Raw genomic sequence first — 14,456 nt, forward strand, 5'->3', positions numbered from 1 at the left:
GACCTGATCCCCAGTCAGCGGGGTTTGTCTTCCCGGCCCTCGGGCCGTTCCGACGAGTGAGACTTTAGCGGATTCCTCGCTCCCGAGCTAATCGGGGGCTGCGTCCTTTCGAACGCGGATTCCTCATTCCGAAAATAGGCATACCAATGACACGACAGCAGAGCGACGTATCGACTGCTCGTCGGGAGTGGTTGCTACTCGCGGAATGGCTGTCCGGGGACCGACCGGAGTCGGCGCTCACGTCGGACAACTCGGAGAACAGTACGTATCGAGGTGGGGCGTGTCAACTCGGGTCCCTGACCGCACCCCGGGGGCGTACCCTGAGGACGTGACTACGCGTACGTGTACCCAGCTGTGGTGGGCCGCCTGACGGCGGCCGTACTCACGTATGCACTCAACGGCCGCCGCCTCGGCGGCCGTTCTCGTATCTCCCTCCGAGAGGGTCGGCCGGCCGGGTGCGGTGGCCTCGATCAGGAGGTGGAGAGATGACGCGGGTCTTCAGTGGGGTCAAGCCGACCGGGCATCTGACGCTGGGGAACTACCTCGGGGCCATGCGGCGGTGGGTGGAGGTCGACCAGCGCCAGGCGGATGCGCTGTTCTGCATCGTCGATCTGCATGCGCTGACCGTGGAGCACGATCCGGCGCGGGTGCGCAGGCTGAGTCGGCAGGCGGCGACGTTGTTGCTGGCGGCGGGGCTGGATCCGGAGCGGTGCACCGTCTTCGTACAGAGTCACGTCGATGAGCACGCGCGGCTGTCGTACCTGCTGGAGTGCGTGGCGACCGACGGCGAGATGCGGCGGATGATCCAGTACAAGGAGAAGGCCGCGCGGGAGCAGGCGCGGGGTGGGAGTGTGCGGCTGTCGCTGCTGACGTATCCCGTGCTGATGGCGGCGGACATCCTGGCGTATGGGACCGATGAGGTGCCTGTGGGGGATGACCAGTCGCAGCATGTGGAGCTGACGCGGGATCTGGCGGTGCGGTTCAACCAACGGTACGGACATACGTTCGTGGTGCCTCGGGCCACGCATCCGGGGGTGGCCGCGCGGGTGATGAATCTGCAGGAGCCGACGTCGAAGATGGGGAAGAGCGACGATGCCGGGCCGGGGATCGTCTATCTGCTCGATGAGCCGGACGTGGTGCGCAAGAAGGTGATGCGGGCGGTGACCGACAGCGGGCGGGAGGTCGTGTACGACCGGAAGGGGCGGCCCGGGGTCGCGAATCTGCTGGAGATTCTGGCGGCGTGCACAGGTGGGAACCCATCGGACCTGAGCGGTGTATATGAGTCGTACGGCGCCTTGAAGAAGGACACCGCAGAGGCCGTGGTCGAGGTCTTGAGGCCCGTGCAGGAGAGGCACAAGGAGTTGTGCGCGGATCCTGGCTATGTGGAGGGGGTGCTGCGGGATGGTGCGGAGAGGGCGCGGGCGATGGCCCGGCCGGTCGTGGATGCCGCCTATCGCGCGATCGGTTTGCTACCGGCTGCTTCCGGGGGTGCAGGCGTTGATACGGGTGCCGTGCTGAACGCCGCTCGGTAGGCATGGGAGGGGCGGTGGTCACCCGCCCCTCCTTCCCCGGGGCAGGTGTGGGTCAGTTGTTCTTGCCGGAGGCGAGTTCGCGGCTGCGGTCGCGGGCGGCTTCGAGGGCGGCGATGAGGGCGGCTCGTACGCCGTGGTTCTCGAGTTCGCGGATGGCGTTGATGGTGGTGCCGGCGGGGGACGTGACGTTCTCGCGGAGCTTGACCGGGTGTTCGCCGCTGTCACGGAGCATGGTGGCCGCGCCGATCGCGGACTGGACGATGAGGTCGTGGGCCTTGTCGCGGGGCAGGCCGAGCAGGATGCCGGCGTCGGTCATGGCTTCGACCAGGTAGAAGAAGTACGCCGGGCCAGAGCCGGAGAGTGCGGTGCAGGCGTCCTGCTGGGACTCGGGGACGCGGAGCGTCTTGCCGACGGCACCGAAGATCTCCTCGGCGTGGGCGAGGTCGGCCTCGCTGGCGTGGGTGCCGGCGGAGATGACGGACATGGCCTCGTCGACGAGGGCGGGGGTGTTCGTCATGACGCGGACGACCGGGGTGCCGGTGGCGAGGCGTGCTTCGAGGGAGGCGGTCGTGATGCCTGCCATGCCGCTGATGACCAGGCGGTCGGCGGGGACGTGAGGGGCGAGTTCCTCGAGGAGGGTGCCCATGTCCTGCGGTTTGACCGTGAGGATCAGGGTGTCGGCGGTCTTCGCGGCTTCCGGGTTGGTGACCGGGGTGACTCCGTAACGGGTGCGGAGTTCCTCGGCCCGCTCCGGGCGGCGGGCGGTGACCAGGAGATCGGCGGGGGTCCAGCCGGCGCGGATCATTCCGCTGAGCAGGGCTTCGCCGATCTTGCCGGTGCCGAGGACTGCGACTTTCTGAGTCATGGTGCGGGGCCCTCCGGGGGGTTGCGTCGTCCGGATTCATCCTCGCACCGGGTGCAGGTGACGGGCTTGTTTGTCCGGTGGGCGGGATGTGGCTCGCCCACGGGGGTCATGCGGTTCGGCGTCGTAGCGTCGCCGCGCCGAGGGTGAGGACCAGGAGGGCGCAGCCCGCGACGATCAGGGCGTCGCGGATGAAGTTGGCCGTCATGTCGGTGTGCTTGAGGACTTCGTTCATGCCGTCGACGGCGTAGGACATGGGGAGGACGTTGGAGATGGCTTCGAGCACGGGGTGCATGTTGTCGCGCGGGGTGAAGAGGCCGCAGAGGAGGAGCTGGGGGAAGATCACTGCCGGCATGAACTGCACCGCCTGGAATTCCGAGGCCGCGAAGGCAGAGACGAAGAGACCGAGGGCTGTGCCGAGGAGCGCGTCGAGCAGGGCCACCAGCAGGAGCAGCCAGGGGGAGCCGGTGACGTCGAGGCCGAGGAGCCAGAGGGCGAGACCTGTGGCGAGGGCGGACTGGATGATCGCGAGTGTGCCGAAGGCGAGGGCGTAGCCGGCGATGACGTCGCCCTTGCCGAGGGGCATGGCGAGGAGGCGTTCGAGGGTGCCCGAGGTGCGTTCGCGCAGGGTGGCGATGGAGGTCACCAGGAACATCGTGATCAGCGGGAAGATGCCCAGCAGGGACGCGCCGATGTTGTCGAAGGTGCGCGGGCTGCCGTCGAAGACGTAGCGCAGCAGGATCAGCATCAGGCAGGGGATGAGGATCATCAGCGCGATGGTGCGCGGGTCGTGGCGGAGTTGGCGCAGGACCCGCGCGGCGGTCGCGGCGGTGCGGGATGCGTTGAGGGCGCTGGTGGGGGCGGGGGTCGTCGCCGTCGTCGTGGTCATCGGGTCGTCTCCTTGGTGCGGGCCGCGGCGCTCGCCTCGTCCACGAGGTGCAGGAACGCGGCCTCGACCGTCTCGGCGCCGGTCGAGGCGCGCAGGGCGTCCGGGGTGTCGTCGGCGAGGATTTCGCCCTCGCGCATCAGGAGGAGGCGGTGGCAGCGCTCGGCCTCGTCCATGACGTGGGAGGAGATGAGGAGGGTGGCGCCGCGGTCGGCGGCGATGGCGTGGAAGAGGTTCCACAGGTCTCGGCGGAGGACGGGGTCGAGGCCGACGGTGGGTTCGTCGAGAACCAGGAGTTCGGGGGTGCCGAGGAGGGCGACGGCGAGGGAGACACGGCTGCGCTGGCCGCCGGAGAGGTTGCCCGCGAGGGCGTCGGCGTGACTGGTGAGGTCGACGTCGGTGAGGGCGCGGTCGACGTCGCGGCGGCGGTCGGCGGCGGTGCGGCCGGGGTCGAGTATCGCGGCGAAGTAGTCGAGGTTCTGGCGGATGGTGAGGTCGTCGTAGACGGAGGGGGCCTGGGTGACGTAGCCGATGCGCGTGCGCAGGGTGCGGTGGCCGGCGGGGTGGCCGAGGACGTCGAGGGTGCCGGTGACTTTGGCCTGGGTGCCGACGATGGCGCGCATGAGGGTGGACTTGCCGCAGCCGGAGGGGCCGAGGAGGCCGGTGATCTGGCCGCGCGGGACGGTGAAGTTCAGTGCGCGCAGGACTGTGCGGGGGCCGCGGACGACGGTGAGGCCCTCGGCACGGATGGCGGCGGTCTGGGTGGTTCCGGTTCCGGTTTGCCTGCCCGTGTCGGGTGGGCCGGCGGCATAATTCATCATGCGATGAATAATCCTCCTGGGATCTTGGGGCGTCAAGTGGGGTGGTTGTGGTCGCGCTGCCCATGCAGGTGCATGGGGGTGATCCGGGCGTGGGTTCCGGTTGCGCTTCCGCTATCCGGGTTCGCCGGGATTAGGGTGCGGCGCGGTCAACTTCCGCTTTCTGCAGCTGATTTCGCGGGCCGGACGCGTTGCCGTGGGGCCGCCGGGTGCGGCGGAGCATGCCTGTCCGGCGGCCCTGGAGGGGGTGTCGGGACGGTCAGGGGGCCATGGCGAGCAGGAGTTCCACGTCGTAGACCTCTTCGACGAGGCCGTCGGGGAAGACCTGGAGGAGATGGCGTCGCTCCTCGGCGAGGAAGGCGGCGCTGCGTTCCGTGCCGTTGACCAGCAGGATCGAGTGGCTGCCGAGGTTGGCGAGGTGGGTGTCGAGCGGGACGCGGCGGCTCCAGCGGACGGCTCGGCGGGCGTAGTCCGGGGCCGGGACAGCGCGCTCGGAGGAGTCCGTGCCGGAGTCCGGGGTGTCCGGCTGGACCGCGAGTGGGTCGCCGTAGTGCCGCTTGATTCGTTCCGCCTGGGCTTCGAGCCAGGGGACGCCCTCCGCGTCGCGGTTCCACCACAGTGCCAGTGCGCCGCCCGGCCGTAGCACGCGGAAGGCCTCCAGGAGCGCGCGGTTGGGGTCGGTCCAGTGCCAGGCCTGTGCGTAGGTGATGAAGTCCGCGCAGGCGTCGACGAGCGGGAGGGCGTTGCCGTCGCCGCGGACGATCGGGATGCCGGGGCGGGTGCGGTGGAAGTGGGCGGACATGCCGTCCCCGGGCTCGACCGCCACCACGTCGGCGCCCCGGCCGTGCAGCAGGGCGGTGGCTATGCCCGTACCGGCACCGACGTCCACCACCCGCGCACCGGCGAGGGGCCGCCCGGCCAGTTCCTCGATGGTGTCGAAGAGGGCGGGCGGATAGGAGGGGCGGTTCGCGGCGTACTGGGCTGCGACGGCGTTGAAGGAGTGAGCGCGGGAGGAGTGGGAGGGGGGATGCGGCGGGGGCGTCGTTGAGGTGGGCACGGGGACATCGTGGCGGGGGTGGGGCGAGGGTGACAGAGGTTTTGCGGGACGGCGGTCTACCCCTGTCCTACCCCTGTCCCGCCCCCCAGTGAGCGCCCGCGTCTCCTCAGGTGCGGCGGCGTCTCTTGGCCGGGTTGCCGGTGCGGCGGGTGGTGCGTTTCTTGTGGTCCTGGAGGGCCGTTTCGTACTCCTCGCGGTGGAGTTTTTCGCCGGGGGCCTCGATGAGGGAGCGGAAGAAGTAGGCGAGGAGGGAGCCGACGAAGCCGACGGCGAGGAGGCCTCGGAGGGAGGACTGGCGGTCGGGGTCGGGGCGCTTGGTGAAGCCCTCCCAGGTGTGCCGGAAGGCGAGGGAGCTGCAGACCGCGAACATGACGACGACCAGAAGCGGGACGAAGCTGCCCGTCTGGGCGAGCTGGATGCCCTCGTAGGCGAAGCGGAGCAGCAGGCAGGCGGCGGCGGCCGCGGCCAGGGAGCCGACGGACGCGGCGATGCGGCGGGCGGTGTAGCCGTGGTCGTGGTCGACCCAGGTGGTGCCGAAGAAGCGGAGAGGTTCGGGGCGGGGCCCGCCGCCCGTGGGCAGGTCCGGGGTGCCGTTCTGGTTGTCGCTCACGGTTCGATTATGGCTCCCGGTGCGCGACGGGCCCCATGCCGTGGTCAGGAGCAGCGCGGGGCGACATAGCCGTCGCTGCCGGTCCTGACGTAGGCGTCGGAGACGTACTGGGAGTTGGCGATGCAGTCCCAGATGTCGGTGGTGCCGTAGGGGCCGGTGACGGTGTCGCCGGGACGCTGGCAGTAGATCGGGACGGTGGCGCCCTCGGGCAGGACGCGGACGATGCGGTAGTCGGTGCCGGGGCCGCTGCGGACGTTGAGCCGGACGCCGGGGGCGACCGGGTAGGCGCGGACTCGCGGCGCGGCGGCCGCCGTGGCACTGAGCGTCTCCGCCTCGGCCGCGGCCTCCGTCGGCACGGTTTCCGCCGTGGCGTTCAGCGTCTGCGTGTCAGGCTCGGCGATCGCTGTTGTCGCCGTCTCCGGCTCGCCCGGGCCCGCGATCTCGATGTTCTCCGTGGCCATGTCGGCCTCCCCCCGTTTGGATGCCTGTGAACGGTTCACGCCAAAATCATGTGGCGCACCGAGGCTAGCAAGCCACAGGGGTTTCGCACGCAGCATCGACTAGGCTCAGCGCGTCGCGCGTGCGGACGGACATCCGGGGGTGAGAGATGCCGCCATGGCGCAACACCGATACGGATGCGGAAGCGGAATCGCAGCGGTACGCCGGACAGTATCTGCTGGAGGCGCAGCTCGGGTCCGGCGGCATGGGCGTGGTCCATCTGGCGCGGTCGGCCTCGGGACTGCGGCTTGCCGTGAAGGTCGTGCACGCGGAGTTCGCGCAAGACCCCGAGTTCCGGGGGCGGTTCCGGCAGGAGGTCGGGGCGGCCCGGCGGGTCAGCGGTGCGTTCACCGCGCCCGTCGTCGACGCCGATCCGGATGCCGGGCGGCCGTGGATGGCGACGCTGTTCATCCCCGGGCCGACCCTCTCCGAGTACGTGAAGCGGAACGGTGCCCTGCCTGCTGCCCGGCTGCGGCAGTTGATGGCGGGGCTGGCGGAGGCGTTGCGGGACATCCATCGGGCCGGGGTGGTGCACCGTGACCTCAAGCCCAGCAATGTGCTGCTCGCCGAGGACGGACCGAAGGTCATCGACTTCGGCATTTCCCGGCCCTCGGACAGCGAACTGCGCACCGAGACCGGCAAGCTGATCGGCACGCCGCCGTTCATGGCGCCGGAGCAGTTCCGCAGGCCGCGGGATGTCGGGCCGGCCGCCGACGTGTTCGCGCTCGGTTCGGTCATCGTGCACGCTGCGACGGGCAGCGGGCCGTTCGACTCCGACAGCCCGTACCTGGTGGCGTATCAGGTCGTCCATGAAGAGGCGGACTTGACAGGCGTGCCGCAGGAACTCGTGCCGCTTGTCGCCCGTTGTCTGGCCAAGGAGCCGGAGGACCGACCCACCCCGGACGAGCTGATGGCGGAGCTGCGGTCGCTGTCGGCGTCGTACGACACCCAGGCCTTCATCCCCGAACAGCGCACGGGCGAGCAGTCGTTCGAACCCGTCGGCGAGCGTCTTGGCGAGCCCGCCGGCAAGCCCGCGACCGGCGACCAGCCCACCCACCGGCGCCGGGTGCCCGCCGCCCCGGCCGCCGGAGGGACGGACGCGGCCGCCTCAAACGTACCGCCGAAGAGCCGGCCCCAGCGGCGGCAACGGTGGTTGGCGGTCGCCGCGGGGGCGGCCGTGCTCGCGCTCGGGGCCGGGGGCCTCGTGCTGGCCGGGACCGGTGGGACCGCGGCGCCCGCCGGGCAGGAGCAGGCCCAGCGGTTCCGGGCCTGGGACGTCGAGCTGAGCGCGCGAGGCGTCGAGGCGAGCGGGATGCCGCAGTGCGCGTACGGGGGCGGCACGCTGTACTGCACGCGCCCGGGTGTTCTGGCCGCCGCCGTCGATTCCCTCGACGGGGCGGTGAAGTGGGCGCGGGCGGGCTCGAAGGAGCGCGCGGACGGAAACGTTCAGCCGCCCGTGCTCGCGGGCGGCCTGCTGCACGTCGTCTCCGAGGGCGGCCGGCGTCTCGTCGTGCTCGACCCGGCGACCGGCGGGACCCGCTGGACCCACGACATCGCCCGCTACGACGGCCGGATCGCGCACGTCGGCGGGGTCGTCCTGCTCACCGGCCCCGACTCCACGGTCACCGCGCTGGACGCGGCCACCGGCGAACGGAAGTGGCGGCACAAGGTCGCCGGGCTCACCCAGCCGGTGTTCCAGTCGTACGGCGGGCGGGCCGCGTACGCCGTGAACGCGGACGGCGCCGGGACGAGCGTCACCGCCGTGGACCCGGAGACCGGTGCCGTGCGGTGGCAGCGGCGGCTGGCGGGGGCGCTGAGTCTGGTGGGCGCGCGGGACGGCGTGCTGTGGTTCACGTCGACGTCCGCGGCGTACGCGGACACGGACGCCGTCGTGCGGTACGACGCCACGCACGGCGACCAGCGCCGGATCGCCCTGCGCTTCCCGGTGGCGGGGGCGCAGGCGGTCGTGGCGCAGGAGACGGTGTATCTGCTGGGGGCCGACGGTGCGCTGACGGCGGTGGACACCGGGACGTCGGAGCAGCGGTGGCGGCTGGAGACGTCCGTCAGTTTCCCGTCGGCGCCGGTCGTGTCCGGGAAACGGCTGTACTTCAGCGCCGGGGACGGGCGCCTCGTCGCCGTCGACGCCGTGAAGGGGGCGCTGGCGGGGCAGACGGACGCGCGGCCGGGGGCGGCCCGGGGGGCGGTGGTGTCGGGGCTGCCGTTGCCGGTGGCGGCGGACGGGAAGGTGTTCGCGGGGGCGCCGGACGGGGTGTTGTTCGCGGTGGACGGGGGCCGTGTGGCGGGGTGGTGAGGTGAGGGCGTTCCGGCGGTGCGGATACGGCGGCGTACCGGCCGCGCGGTGAAACGCGCCGAGCCTCAGGCCACCGACGAACCCGCACGCCCAACGCCTGGCCCCCAAGCCCCGCGCGCCGAACCCGGGCCTTCAAGAGCCGCCCCCGGCCGGCCGCCCCAACAGCCCCGACCCTCAAGGCACCCCGAGCACCAAGCCCCTGACACGCGAAAGGGGCCGCACCCGTCACAGGCGGCCCCAGTCGCTCGCATGCCTCAGCCCAGTCGCCCGCGTGCCTCAGCCCTGTCGCTGAGGCGGACCCCGACCCTGTCGCTGAGGCCGACCCCAACCCTGTCGCTGAGGCCCACCCCAGCCCGAGCCCGGCCCGGCTGTCGGCCTCAGCCCAGCTTGCTGACGTCCCGCACCGCGCCCTTGTCCGCGCTGGTCGCCATCGCCGCGTACGCGCGCAGCGCGGCGGACACCTTGCGGTCGCGGTTCTTCGGGGCGTACGCCCCGTTCAACGCTTCCTCCCGGCGCGCCAGTTCCGCATCGTCGACGAGCAGCTCGATCGAGCGGTTCGGGATGTCGATGCGGATGCGGTCGCCGTCCTCGACGAGCGCGATGGTGCCGCCGGATGCCGCCTCGGGGGACGCGTGGCCGATCGACAGACCCGACGTGCCGCCGGAGAAACGGCCGTCGGTGATCAGCGCGCAGGTCTTGCCGAGGCCACGGCCCTTGAGGAAGGACGTCGGGTAGAGCATCTCCTGCATACCGGGGCCGCCCTTGGGGCCCTCGTAGCGGATGACGACGACGTCGCCGTCCGTCACCTGTTTGTTGAGGATCTTCTCGACGGCCTCCTCCTGCGACTCGCAGACGACCGCCGGGCCCTCGAAGGTCCAGATCGACTCGTCGACACCGGCCGTCTTCACCACGCAGCCGTCGACGGCGAGGTTGCCCTTGAGAACCGCCAGGCCACCGTCCTGCGAGTACGCGTGTTCGACCGAGCGGATGCAGCCGCCCTCGGCGTCCTCGTCCAGCGCCTCCCAGCGCTCGGACTGGGAGAAGGCCTCGGCGGAGCGGACGCAGCCGGGGGCCGCGTGCCACAGTTCCACCGCCTCGGCGGAGGGCGAGCCGCCGCGGACGTCCCAGGTCTTCAGCCAGTCGGCGAGCGAGGGGCTGTGGACGGCGTGCACGTCCTCGTTGAGCAGGCCACCGCGGTGCAGTTCGCCGAGCAGGGCGGGGATGCCGCCGGCGCGGTGCACGTCCTCCATGTAGTACGTGCGGTCCTTGGCGACGTTGGGCGCGACCTTCGCCAGGCACGGCACGCGGCGCGAGACGGCGTCGATCTGCTCCAGTCCGAAGGGCACCTCGGCCTCCTGGGCGGCGGCCAGCAGGTGCAGGATCGTGTTGGTGGAGCCGCCCATCGCGATGTCCAGGGCCATCGCGTTCTCGAAGGCCGCGAAGGTGGCGATGGAGCGGGGCAGGACCGTGTCGTCGTCCTGCTCGTAGTAGCGCCGGGTGAGGTCCATGACCGTGCGGGCGGCGTCGACGTAGAGCTGCTTGCGCGCGGTGTGGGTGGCGAGGACCGAGCCGTTGCCGGGCAGGGAGAGGCCGATGGCCTCGGTCAGGCAGTTCATCGAGTTGGCGGTGAACATGCCGGAGCAGGAGCCGCAGGTCGGACAGGCGTTCTCCTCGATACGGAGGATGTCCTCGTCCGAGATCTTGTCGTTCACGGCGTCGGAGATCGCGTCGACCAGGTCGAGCGTGCGGACCGTGCCGTCGACGAGCGTGGCGCGGCCGGACTCCATCGGGCCGCCGGAGACGAAGACCGTGGGGATGTTGAGGCGGAGCGCTGCGTTCAGCATGCCCGGGGTGATCTTGTCGCAGTTGGAGATGCAGACCAGGGCGTCGGCGCAGTGGGCCTCGACCATGTACTCCACGCTGTCCGCGATCAGGTCGCGGGAGGGCAGGCTGTACAGCATGCCGCCGTGGCCCATCGCGATGCCGTCGTCGACGGCGATGGTGTTGAACTCGCGCGGGATGCCCCCGGCCTCCTTGATCGCCTCGCTGACGATCCGGCCGACGGGCTGGAGGTGGGTGTGACCGGGCACGAACTCGGTGAAGGAGTTCGCCACCGCGATGATCGGCTTCCGGCCGATGTCCGCACCGGGTACACCGGAGGCGCGCATAAGGGCGCGGGCGCCCGCCATGTTGCGGCCGTGGGTGACTGTGCGGGACCTCAGCTCGGGCATAGTCGCTCGCTCCTTCGGAGAAATCTGACTTCTACGAGCCTACGCCCGTGCTCCAAGGGATGGACACAGTGTCCGGAATGCGGGATGTGTGTCTCAGGGTGATATGCCCGCGCTCGTCAGGGCCCGGTCAGGTGTCCCTGTACGACCGGTGCGACGCGCCTGATGATCACTTCCACGTCGGCCGAGGCCAGCGGCTCCAACTTGATCACGTACCGCATGATCGCCACCCCGACCAGCTGGGCGGCCGCGAGCTCGGCACGCAGCTCGGCGTCGGGCAGCCCGAGCCGCGAGGCGACCCGGCGCAGCAGCTGGGCGGCGACGAGGCGGCGGAAGACGGCCGCGGCCACCTCGTTGGTCACGGCGGAGCGGACGACGGCGAGCAGCGGGGTCCGGGTGACCGGGTTCTCCCAGATGCCGAACAGGAACCGGGCGAACCGCTCGCCGACCTCCTCGGCCGGCCCTTCGAAGATCACGTCCGGTGCCTTCAGCGCGGGCGTGAAGACCGCCTCCAGCGCCTCCTGGAAGACCTGTTCCTTGGTGCCGAAGTAGTGGTGCACCAGCGCCGAGTCCACGCCCGCCGCCTTGGCGATGCCGCGTACGGACGTCTTCTCGTAGCCCCGCTCGGAGAACTCCTCGCGGGCCGCGGCGAGGATGCGGTCGCGGGTGTCGGCGGACTCCGTACGAGGGGGTCTGCCGCGCCTGCGGGCGGTCGCGCCGGTCATCGCCGGGGCACCTTCACGGCGGAGGCCAGGTGCAGCCGGGTGAAGGCCAGGGCCTCGGCGAGGTCGGCCTCGCGCTCGGCGCTGGACATGGCGCGGCGGGTGTTGACCTCGATGACGACATGGCCGTCGAATCCGCTCAGGGCGAGACGTTCCAGCAGCTCGGCGCAGGGCTGGGTGCCGCGTCCGGGGACCAGGTGCTCGTCCTTGCCGGAGCCGCCGCCGTCGGCGAGGTGGACGTGGCCGAGGCGGTCGCCCATGCGGTCGATCATCTGCAGGGCGTCGGTGCGGGCGGTCGCGGTGTGGCTGAGATCGATCGTGAAGTGCCGGTAGTCGTCCTTGGTGACGTCCCAGTCGGGGGCGTACGCGAGCATCTCGCGGTCGCGGTAGCGCCAGGGGTACATGTTCTCGACGGCGAACCGCACATCCGTCTCGTTCGCCATCCGCCAGATCCCGGCGACGAAGTCGCGCGCGTACTGGCGCTGCCAGCGGAACGGAGGGTGGACGACGACCGTGGTCGCGCCGAGCTTCTCGGCGGCCGCCCGGGCGCGCTGGAGCTTGACCCAGGGGTCGGTGGACCAGACGCGCTGCGTGATGAGCAGGCAGGGAGCGTGTACGGCGAGGATCGGGATCTGGTGGAAGTCGCTGAGCCGGCGCAGGGCCTCGATGTCCTGGCTGACGGGTTCGTTCCACACCATGACCTCGACGCCGTCGTACCCGAGGCGTGCGGCGATCTCGAAGGCCGTCGCCGTCGACTCCGGATAGACGGAGGCCGTCGAGAGGGCGACCTTCGCATCCGGGACGCGTACGACTGGGTTTGCCACGGAAGAAAGGTTACGTGGGTCTGGAGAGTGGCCCGGCGTTGGTGGGCGCCTATTCGCCGTTGCCGGTCGTTCGCCAGGGGCGGGTGCGGTATCCGTTGTGGCTGATCGCGCCCACGCGGCGGAGCCGCATATCGATGCAGCCCGCGCCCCTTGGGGGCGATGCCCAGCGCCCCGTTTCAAGTCCGCCCCACGAGATCGTCGTCCGAACCCATGTGATCCAGACGACGCAAAATGATCCCCTCCCGCAATGCCCACGGGCAGATCTCCAGCGTCTCCACCCCGAACAGGTCCATCGCCGCCTCCGCGACCAGCGCGCCCGCGAGGAGCTGGCCCGCGCGGGCCTCCGAGACGCCGGGGAGGTCGGCGCGTTCCTCCGCGGTCATGCCGGAGAGTCGGGGGACCCAGGCCTCCAGGGACTGCCGCTTGAGTTCGCGCTGGACGTAGAGGCCCTCGGCGGAGCGGGCGGCGCCGCTGATGCGGGCGAGCTGCTTGAAGGTCTTGGAGGTGGCGACCACGTGGTCGGGGGCGCCGAAGCGGGTGAACTCGCCCACCGTGCGCGCGATCTCGGCGCGGACATGGCGGCGCAGGGCTCGTATGTCGTCGGTGGCGGGCGGGTCGCCGGGCAGCCAGCCGGAGGTGAGCCGGCCGGCGCCGAGCGGCAGTGAGACGGCCGCGTCGGGTTCCTCGTCGATGCCGTAGGCGATCTCCAGGGAGCCGCCGCCGATGTCCAGGACGAGCAGCTTGCCCGCCGACCAGCCGAACCAGCGGCGGGCGGCGAGGAAGGTGAGCCGGGCCTCCTCGGGGCCGGTGACGACCTGGAGGGCGACACCGGTTTCTTGCTGCACGCGCGCGAGGACGTCGTCGGCGTTGGTGGCCTCGCGCACGGCGGAGGTGGCGAACGGCAGGAGTTCCTCGACGCCCTTGTCCTCGGCGGCCTGGAGCGCGTCATGGATGACGGCGATCAGCTTGTCGACCCCCTCGGGGCCGATGGCACCGGCCTCGTCGAGGAGTTGAGCGAGGCGCAGTTCTGCCTTGTGCGAGTGCGCGGGCAGCGGGCGCGCGCCGGGGTGTGCGTCCACCACCAGCAGATGCACCGTGTTGCTTCCCACATCGAGGACACCGAGTCTCATGTACGGAACGCTACTGCCAGCCGCGCTGTGCACCGCCCCCGAGGCTGTCCCGGGACCAGCCGCGGGCGACTTACCCTGGACGGGTGCCAAAGACGAAAAAGGCGAAGACCGACAAGGCAGACAAGAAGGCCGAATCGGCCAAGGGTTCGTCCCCGGGTTCTTCGCAGGCGAAAGCACCGAAGAAGTCGAAGCAGGACCTGGCCGTGCCGGCAGCCGACGAGAAGGGCCTCGACTTCCCGCGCGCGTGGGTGGAGTTCCCGGATCCGGCGGACGACGAGCAGATGTTCCGCTGCGATCTGACATGGCTCACCTCTCGCTGGAACTGCATCTTCGGCAGCGGCTGCCAGGGCATCCAGGCGGGCCGCGCGGACGACGGGTGCTGCACGCTGGGCGCCCACTTCTCGGACGAGGACGACGAGCGGCGGGTCGCCGAGAATGTGGCGAGGCTCACGCCGGAGATCTGGCAGAACCACGGCGAGGGCACCCGGAACGGCTGGGTCTCCAAGGACGACGAGGGTTCCCGGCAGACCCGGCCCTACCAGGGCTCGTGCATCTTCCAGAACCGGCCGGGCTTCGCGGGCGGCGCGGGCTGCTCGCTGCACATCCTCGCCGTGCGGGAGGGCCGCGAGCCGCTGGAGACCAAGCCGGACGTGTGCTGGCAGCTGCCGATCCGGCGGACGTACGACTGGATCGACCGGCCCGACGACACGCGGGTGCTGCAGATCTCGATCGGTGAGTACGACCGTCGGGGCTGGGGTCCGGGCGGCCACGACCTGCACTGGTGGTGCACGTCGGCGACCTCGGCGCACGGCGCGGGCGAGCCGGTGTACGTGTCCTACCGGGCGGAGCTGACCGAGCTGATGGGCAAGGCGGGGTACGACCGTCTGGTCGAGCTCTGCGAGCAGCGGCTGGCGTCGCAGCTGCCGCTGCTGGCACCGCATCCGGCGGATCCGGTGGACGGACGCGGCTGACGCGGCG

At 71.0% G+C, this 14,456-nt stretch carries 13 protein-coding genes; 3 read left to right on the forward strand and 10 right to left on the reverse strand.

Annotation, left to right across the window (positions count from 1 at the left end; all coding sequences use genetic code 11):
* The first annotated feature begins 485 nt into the window (after nucleotides 1–485).
* Complete coding sequence (gene trpS, locus I2W78_RS16480) at nucleotides 486–1,532, forward strand: tryptophan--tRNA ligase (protein WP_196460709.1); 1,047 nt, start codon at nucleotides 486–488, stop codon at nucleotides 1,530–1,532.
* Nucleotides 1,533–1,584: 52 nt separating this feature from the next.
* On the opposite strand, the gene proC is transcribed toward trpS, so the two are convergent.
* The 6 genes from proC to I2W78_RS16510 all read right to left on the reverse strand — a co-directional run bounded on the left by proC (nucleotide 1,585) and on the right by I2W78_RS16510 (nucleotide 6,142).
* Nucleotides 1,585–2,397 carry a pyrroline-5-carboxylate reductase gene (gene proC, locus I2W78_RS16485; RefSeq protein ID WP_196460711.1) on the reverse strand — a complete coding sequence of 271 codons (813 nt, stop codon included), beginning with the start codon at nucleotides 2,395–2,397 and terminating at the stop codon, nucleotides 1,585–1,587.
* 106 nt (nucleotides 2,398–2,503) lie between these two features.
* On the reverse strand, nucleotides 2,504–3,283 hold the full coding sequence (locus I2W78_RS16490) for an ABC transporter permease (protein WP_196460713.1): 780 nt from the start codon (nucleotides 3,281–3,283) through the stop codon (nucleotides 2,504–2,506).
* Entirely contained in the window at nucleotides 3,280–4,101 is an 822-nt protein-coding gene (locus I2W78_RS16495) for an ABC transporter ATP-binding protein (RefSeq protein ID WP_196460715.1), read from the reverse strand. Before I2W78_RS16495 ends, I2W78_RS16490 begins: the two co-directional genes overlap by 4 nt.
* A gap of 256 nt (nucleotides 4,102–4,357) precedes the next feature.
* A complete protein-coding gene (locus I2W78_RS16500) occupies nucleotides 4,358–5,155 on the reverse strand; it encodes a class I SAM-dependent methyltransferase (RefSeq protein WP_196460717.1) in 798 nt (265 codons plus the stop codon).
* Between the two features lie 106 nt (nucleotides 5,156–5,261).
* Nucleotides 5,262–5,765 (reverse strand): EamA/RhaT family transporter, encoded by a 504-nt coding sequence (locus tag I2W78_RS16505; RefSeq protein ID WP_196460719.1) that lies wholly within the window; start codon nucleotides 5,763–5,765, stop codon nucleotides 5,262–5,264.
* A gap of 44 nt (nucleotides 5,766–5,809) precedes the next feature.
* Nucleotides 5,810–6,142, reverse strand: coding sequence for an SH3 domain-containing protein (locus I2W78_RS16510; RefSeq protein ID WP_230886274.1), 333 nt, complete (start codon nucleotides 6,140–6,142; stop codon nucleotides 5,810–5,812).
* Between the two features lie 230 nt (nucleotides 6,143–6,372).
* Between I2W78_RS16510 and I2W78_RS16515 the strand changes: the two genes are divergently transcribed.
* Nucleotides 6,373–8,574, forward strand: coding sequence for a protein kinase domain-containing protein (locus tag I2W78_RS16515; RefSeq protein WP_196460723.1), 2,202 nt, complete (start codon nucleotides 6,373–6,375; stop codon nucleotides 8,572–8,574).
* Between the two features lie 377 nt (nucleotides 8,575–8,951).
* On the opposite strand, the gene ilvD is transcribed toward I2W78_RS16515, so the two are convergent.
* The 4 genes from ilvD to I2W78_RS16535 form a co-directional block, all read right to left on the reverse strand.
* A complete protein-coding gene (gene ilvD, locus I2W78_RS16520) occupies nucleotides 8,952–10,805 on the reverse strand; it encodes a dihydroxy-acid dehydratase (RefSeq protein WP_196460724.1) in 1,854 nt (617 codons plus the stop codon).
* A gap of 116 nt (nucleotides 10,806–10,921) precedes the next feature.
* Nucleotides 10,922–11,527, reverse strand: a complete 606-nt coding sequence (locus I2W78_RS16525) for a TetR/AcrR family transcriptional regulator (protein ID WP_196460725.1) — start codon at nucleotides 11,525–11,527, stop codon at nucleotides 10,922–10,924.
* Complete coding sequence (locus I2W78_RS16530; RefSeq protein ID WP_196460726.1) at nucleotides 11,524–12,348, reverse strand: sugar phosphate isomerase/epimerase family protein; 825 nt, start codon at nucleotides 12,346–12,348, stop codon at nucleotides 11,524–11,526. The genes I2W78_RS16525 and I2W78_RS16530 overlap by 4 nt, the downstream gene beginning before the upstream one ends.
* A 176-nt stretch (nucleotides 12,349–12,524) precedes the next feature.
* On the reverse strand, nucleotides 12,525–13,478 hold the full coding sequence (locus I2W78_RS16535; protein WP_196460727.1) for a Ppx/GppA phosphatase family protein: 954 nt from the start codon (nucleotides 13,476–13,478) through the stop codon (nucleotides 12,525–12,527).
* A gap of 83 nt (nucleotides 13,479–13,561) precedes the next feature.
* On the opposite strand from I2W78_RS16535, the gene I2W78_RS16540 reads away from it, so the two are divergent.
* Nucleotides 13,562–14,449: a hypothetical protein gene (locus I2W78_RS16540; RefSeq protein ID WP_196460728.1), complete on the forward strand. Its 888-nt coding sequence runs from the start codon at nucleotides 13,562–13,564 to the stop codon at nucleotides 14,447–14,449.
* The last annotated feature ends 7 nt before the right edge of the window (nucleotides 14,450–14,456 follow it).

The sequence above is a fragment of the Streptomyces spinoverrucosus genome, from assembly GCF_015712165.1.
In the GTDB taxonomy this organism is placed as follows: domain Bacteria; phylum Actinomycetota; class Actinomycetes; order Streptomycetales; family Streptomycetaceae; genus Streptomyces; species Streptomyces spinoverrucosus_A.

Coding starts and splice junctions, on each gene's coding strand:
- ilvD (WP_196460724.1), bottom strand. CDS start 10,805: ATGCCCGAGCTGAGGTCCCGCACAGTCACCCACGGCCGCAACATGGCG.
- trpS (WP_196460709.1), top strand. CDS start 486: ATGACGCGGGTCTTCAGTGGGGTCAAGCCGACCGGGCATCTGACGCTG.
- proC (WP_196460711.1), bottom strand. CDS start 2,397: ATGACTCAGAAAGTCGCAGTCCTCGGCACCGGCAAGATCGGCGAAGCC.
- I2W78_RS16515 (WP_196460723.1), top strand. CDS start 6,373: ATGCCGCCATGGCGCAACACCGATACGGATGCGGAAGCGGAATCGCAG.
- I2W78_RS16535 (WP_196460727.1), bottom strand. CDS start 13,478: ATGAGACTCGGTGTCCTCGATGTGGGAAGCAACACGGTGCATCTGCTG.
- I2W78_RS16490 (WP_196460713.1), bottom strand. CDS start 3,283: ATGACCACGACGACGGCGACGACCCCCGCCCCCACCAGCGCCCTCAAC.
- I2W78_RS16525 (WP_196460725.1), bottom strand. CDS start 11,527: ATGACCGGCGCGACCGCCCGCAGGCGCGGCAGACCCCCTCGTACGGAG.
- I2W78_RS16495 (WP_196460715.1), bottom strand. CDS start 4,101: ATGATGAATTATGCCGCCGGCCCACCCGACACGGGCAGGCAAACCGGA.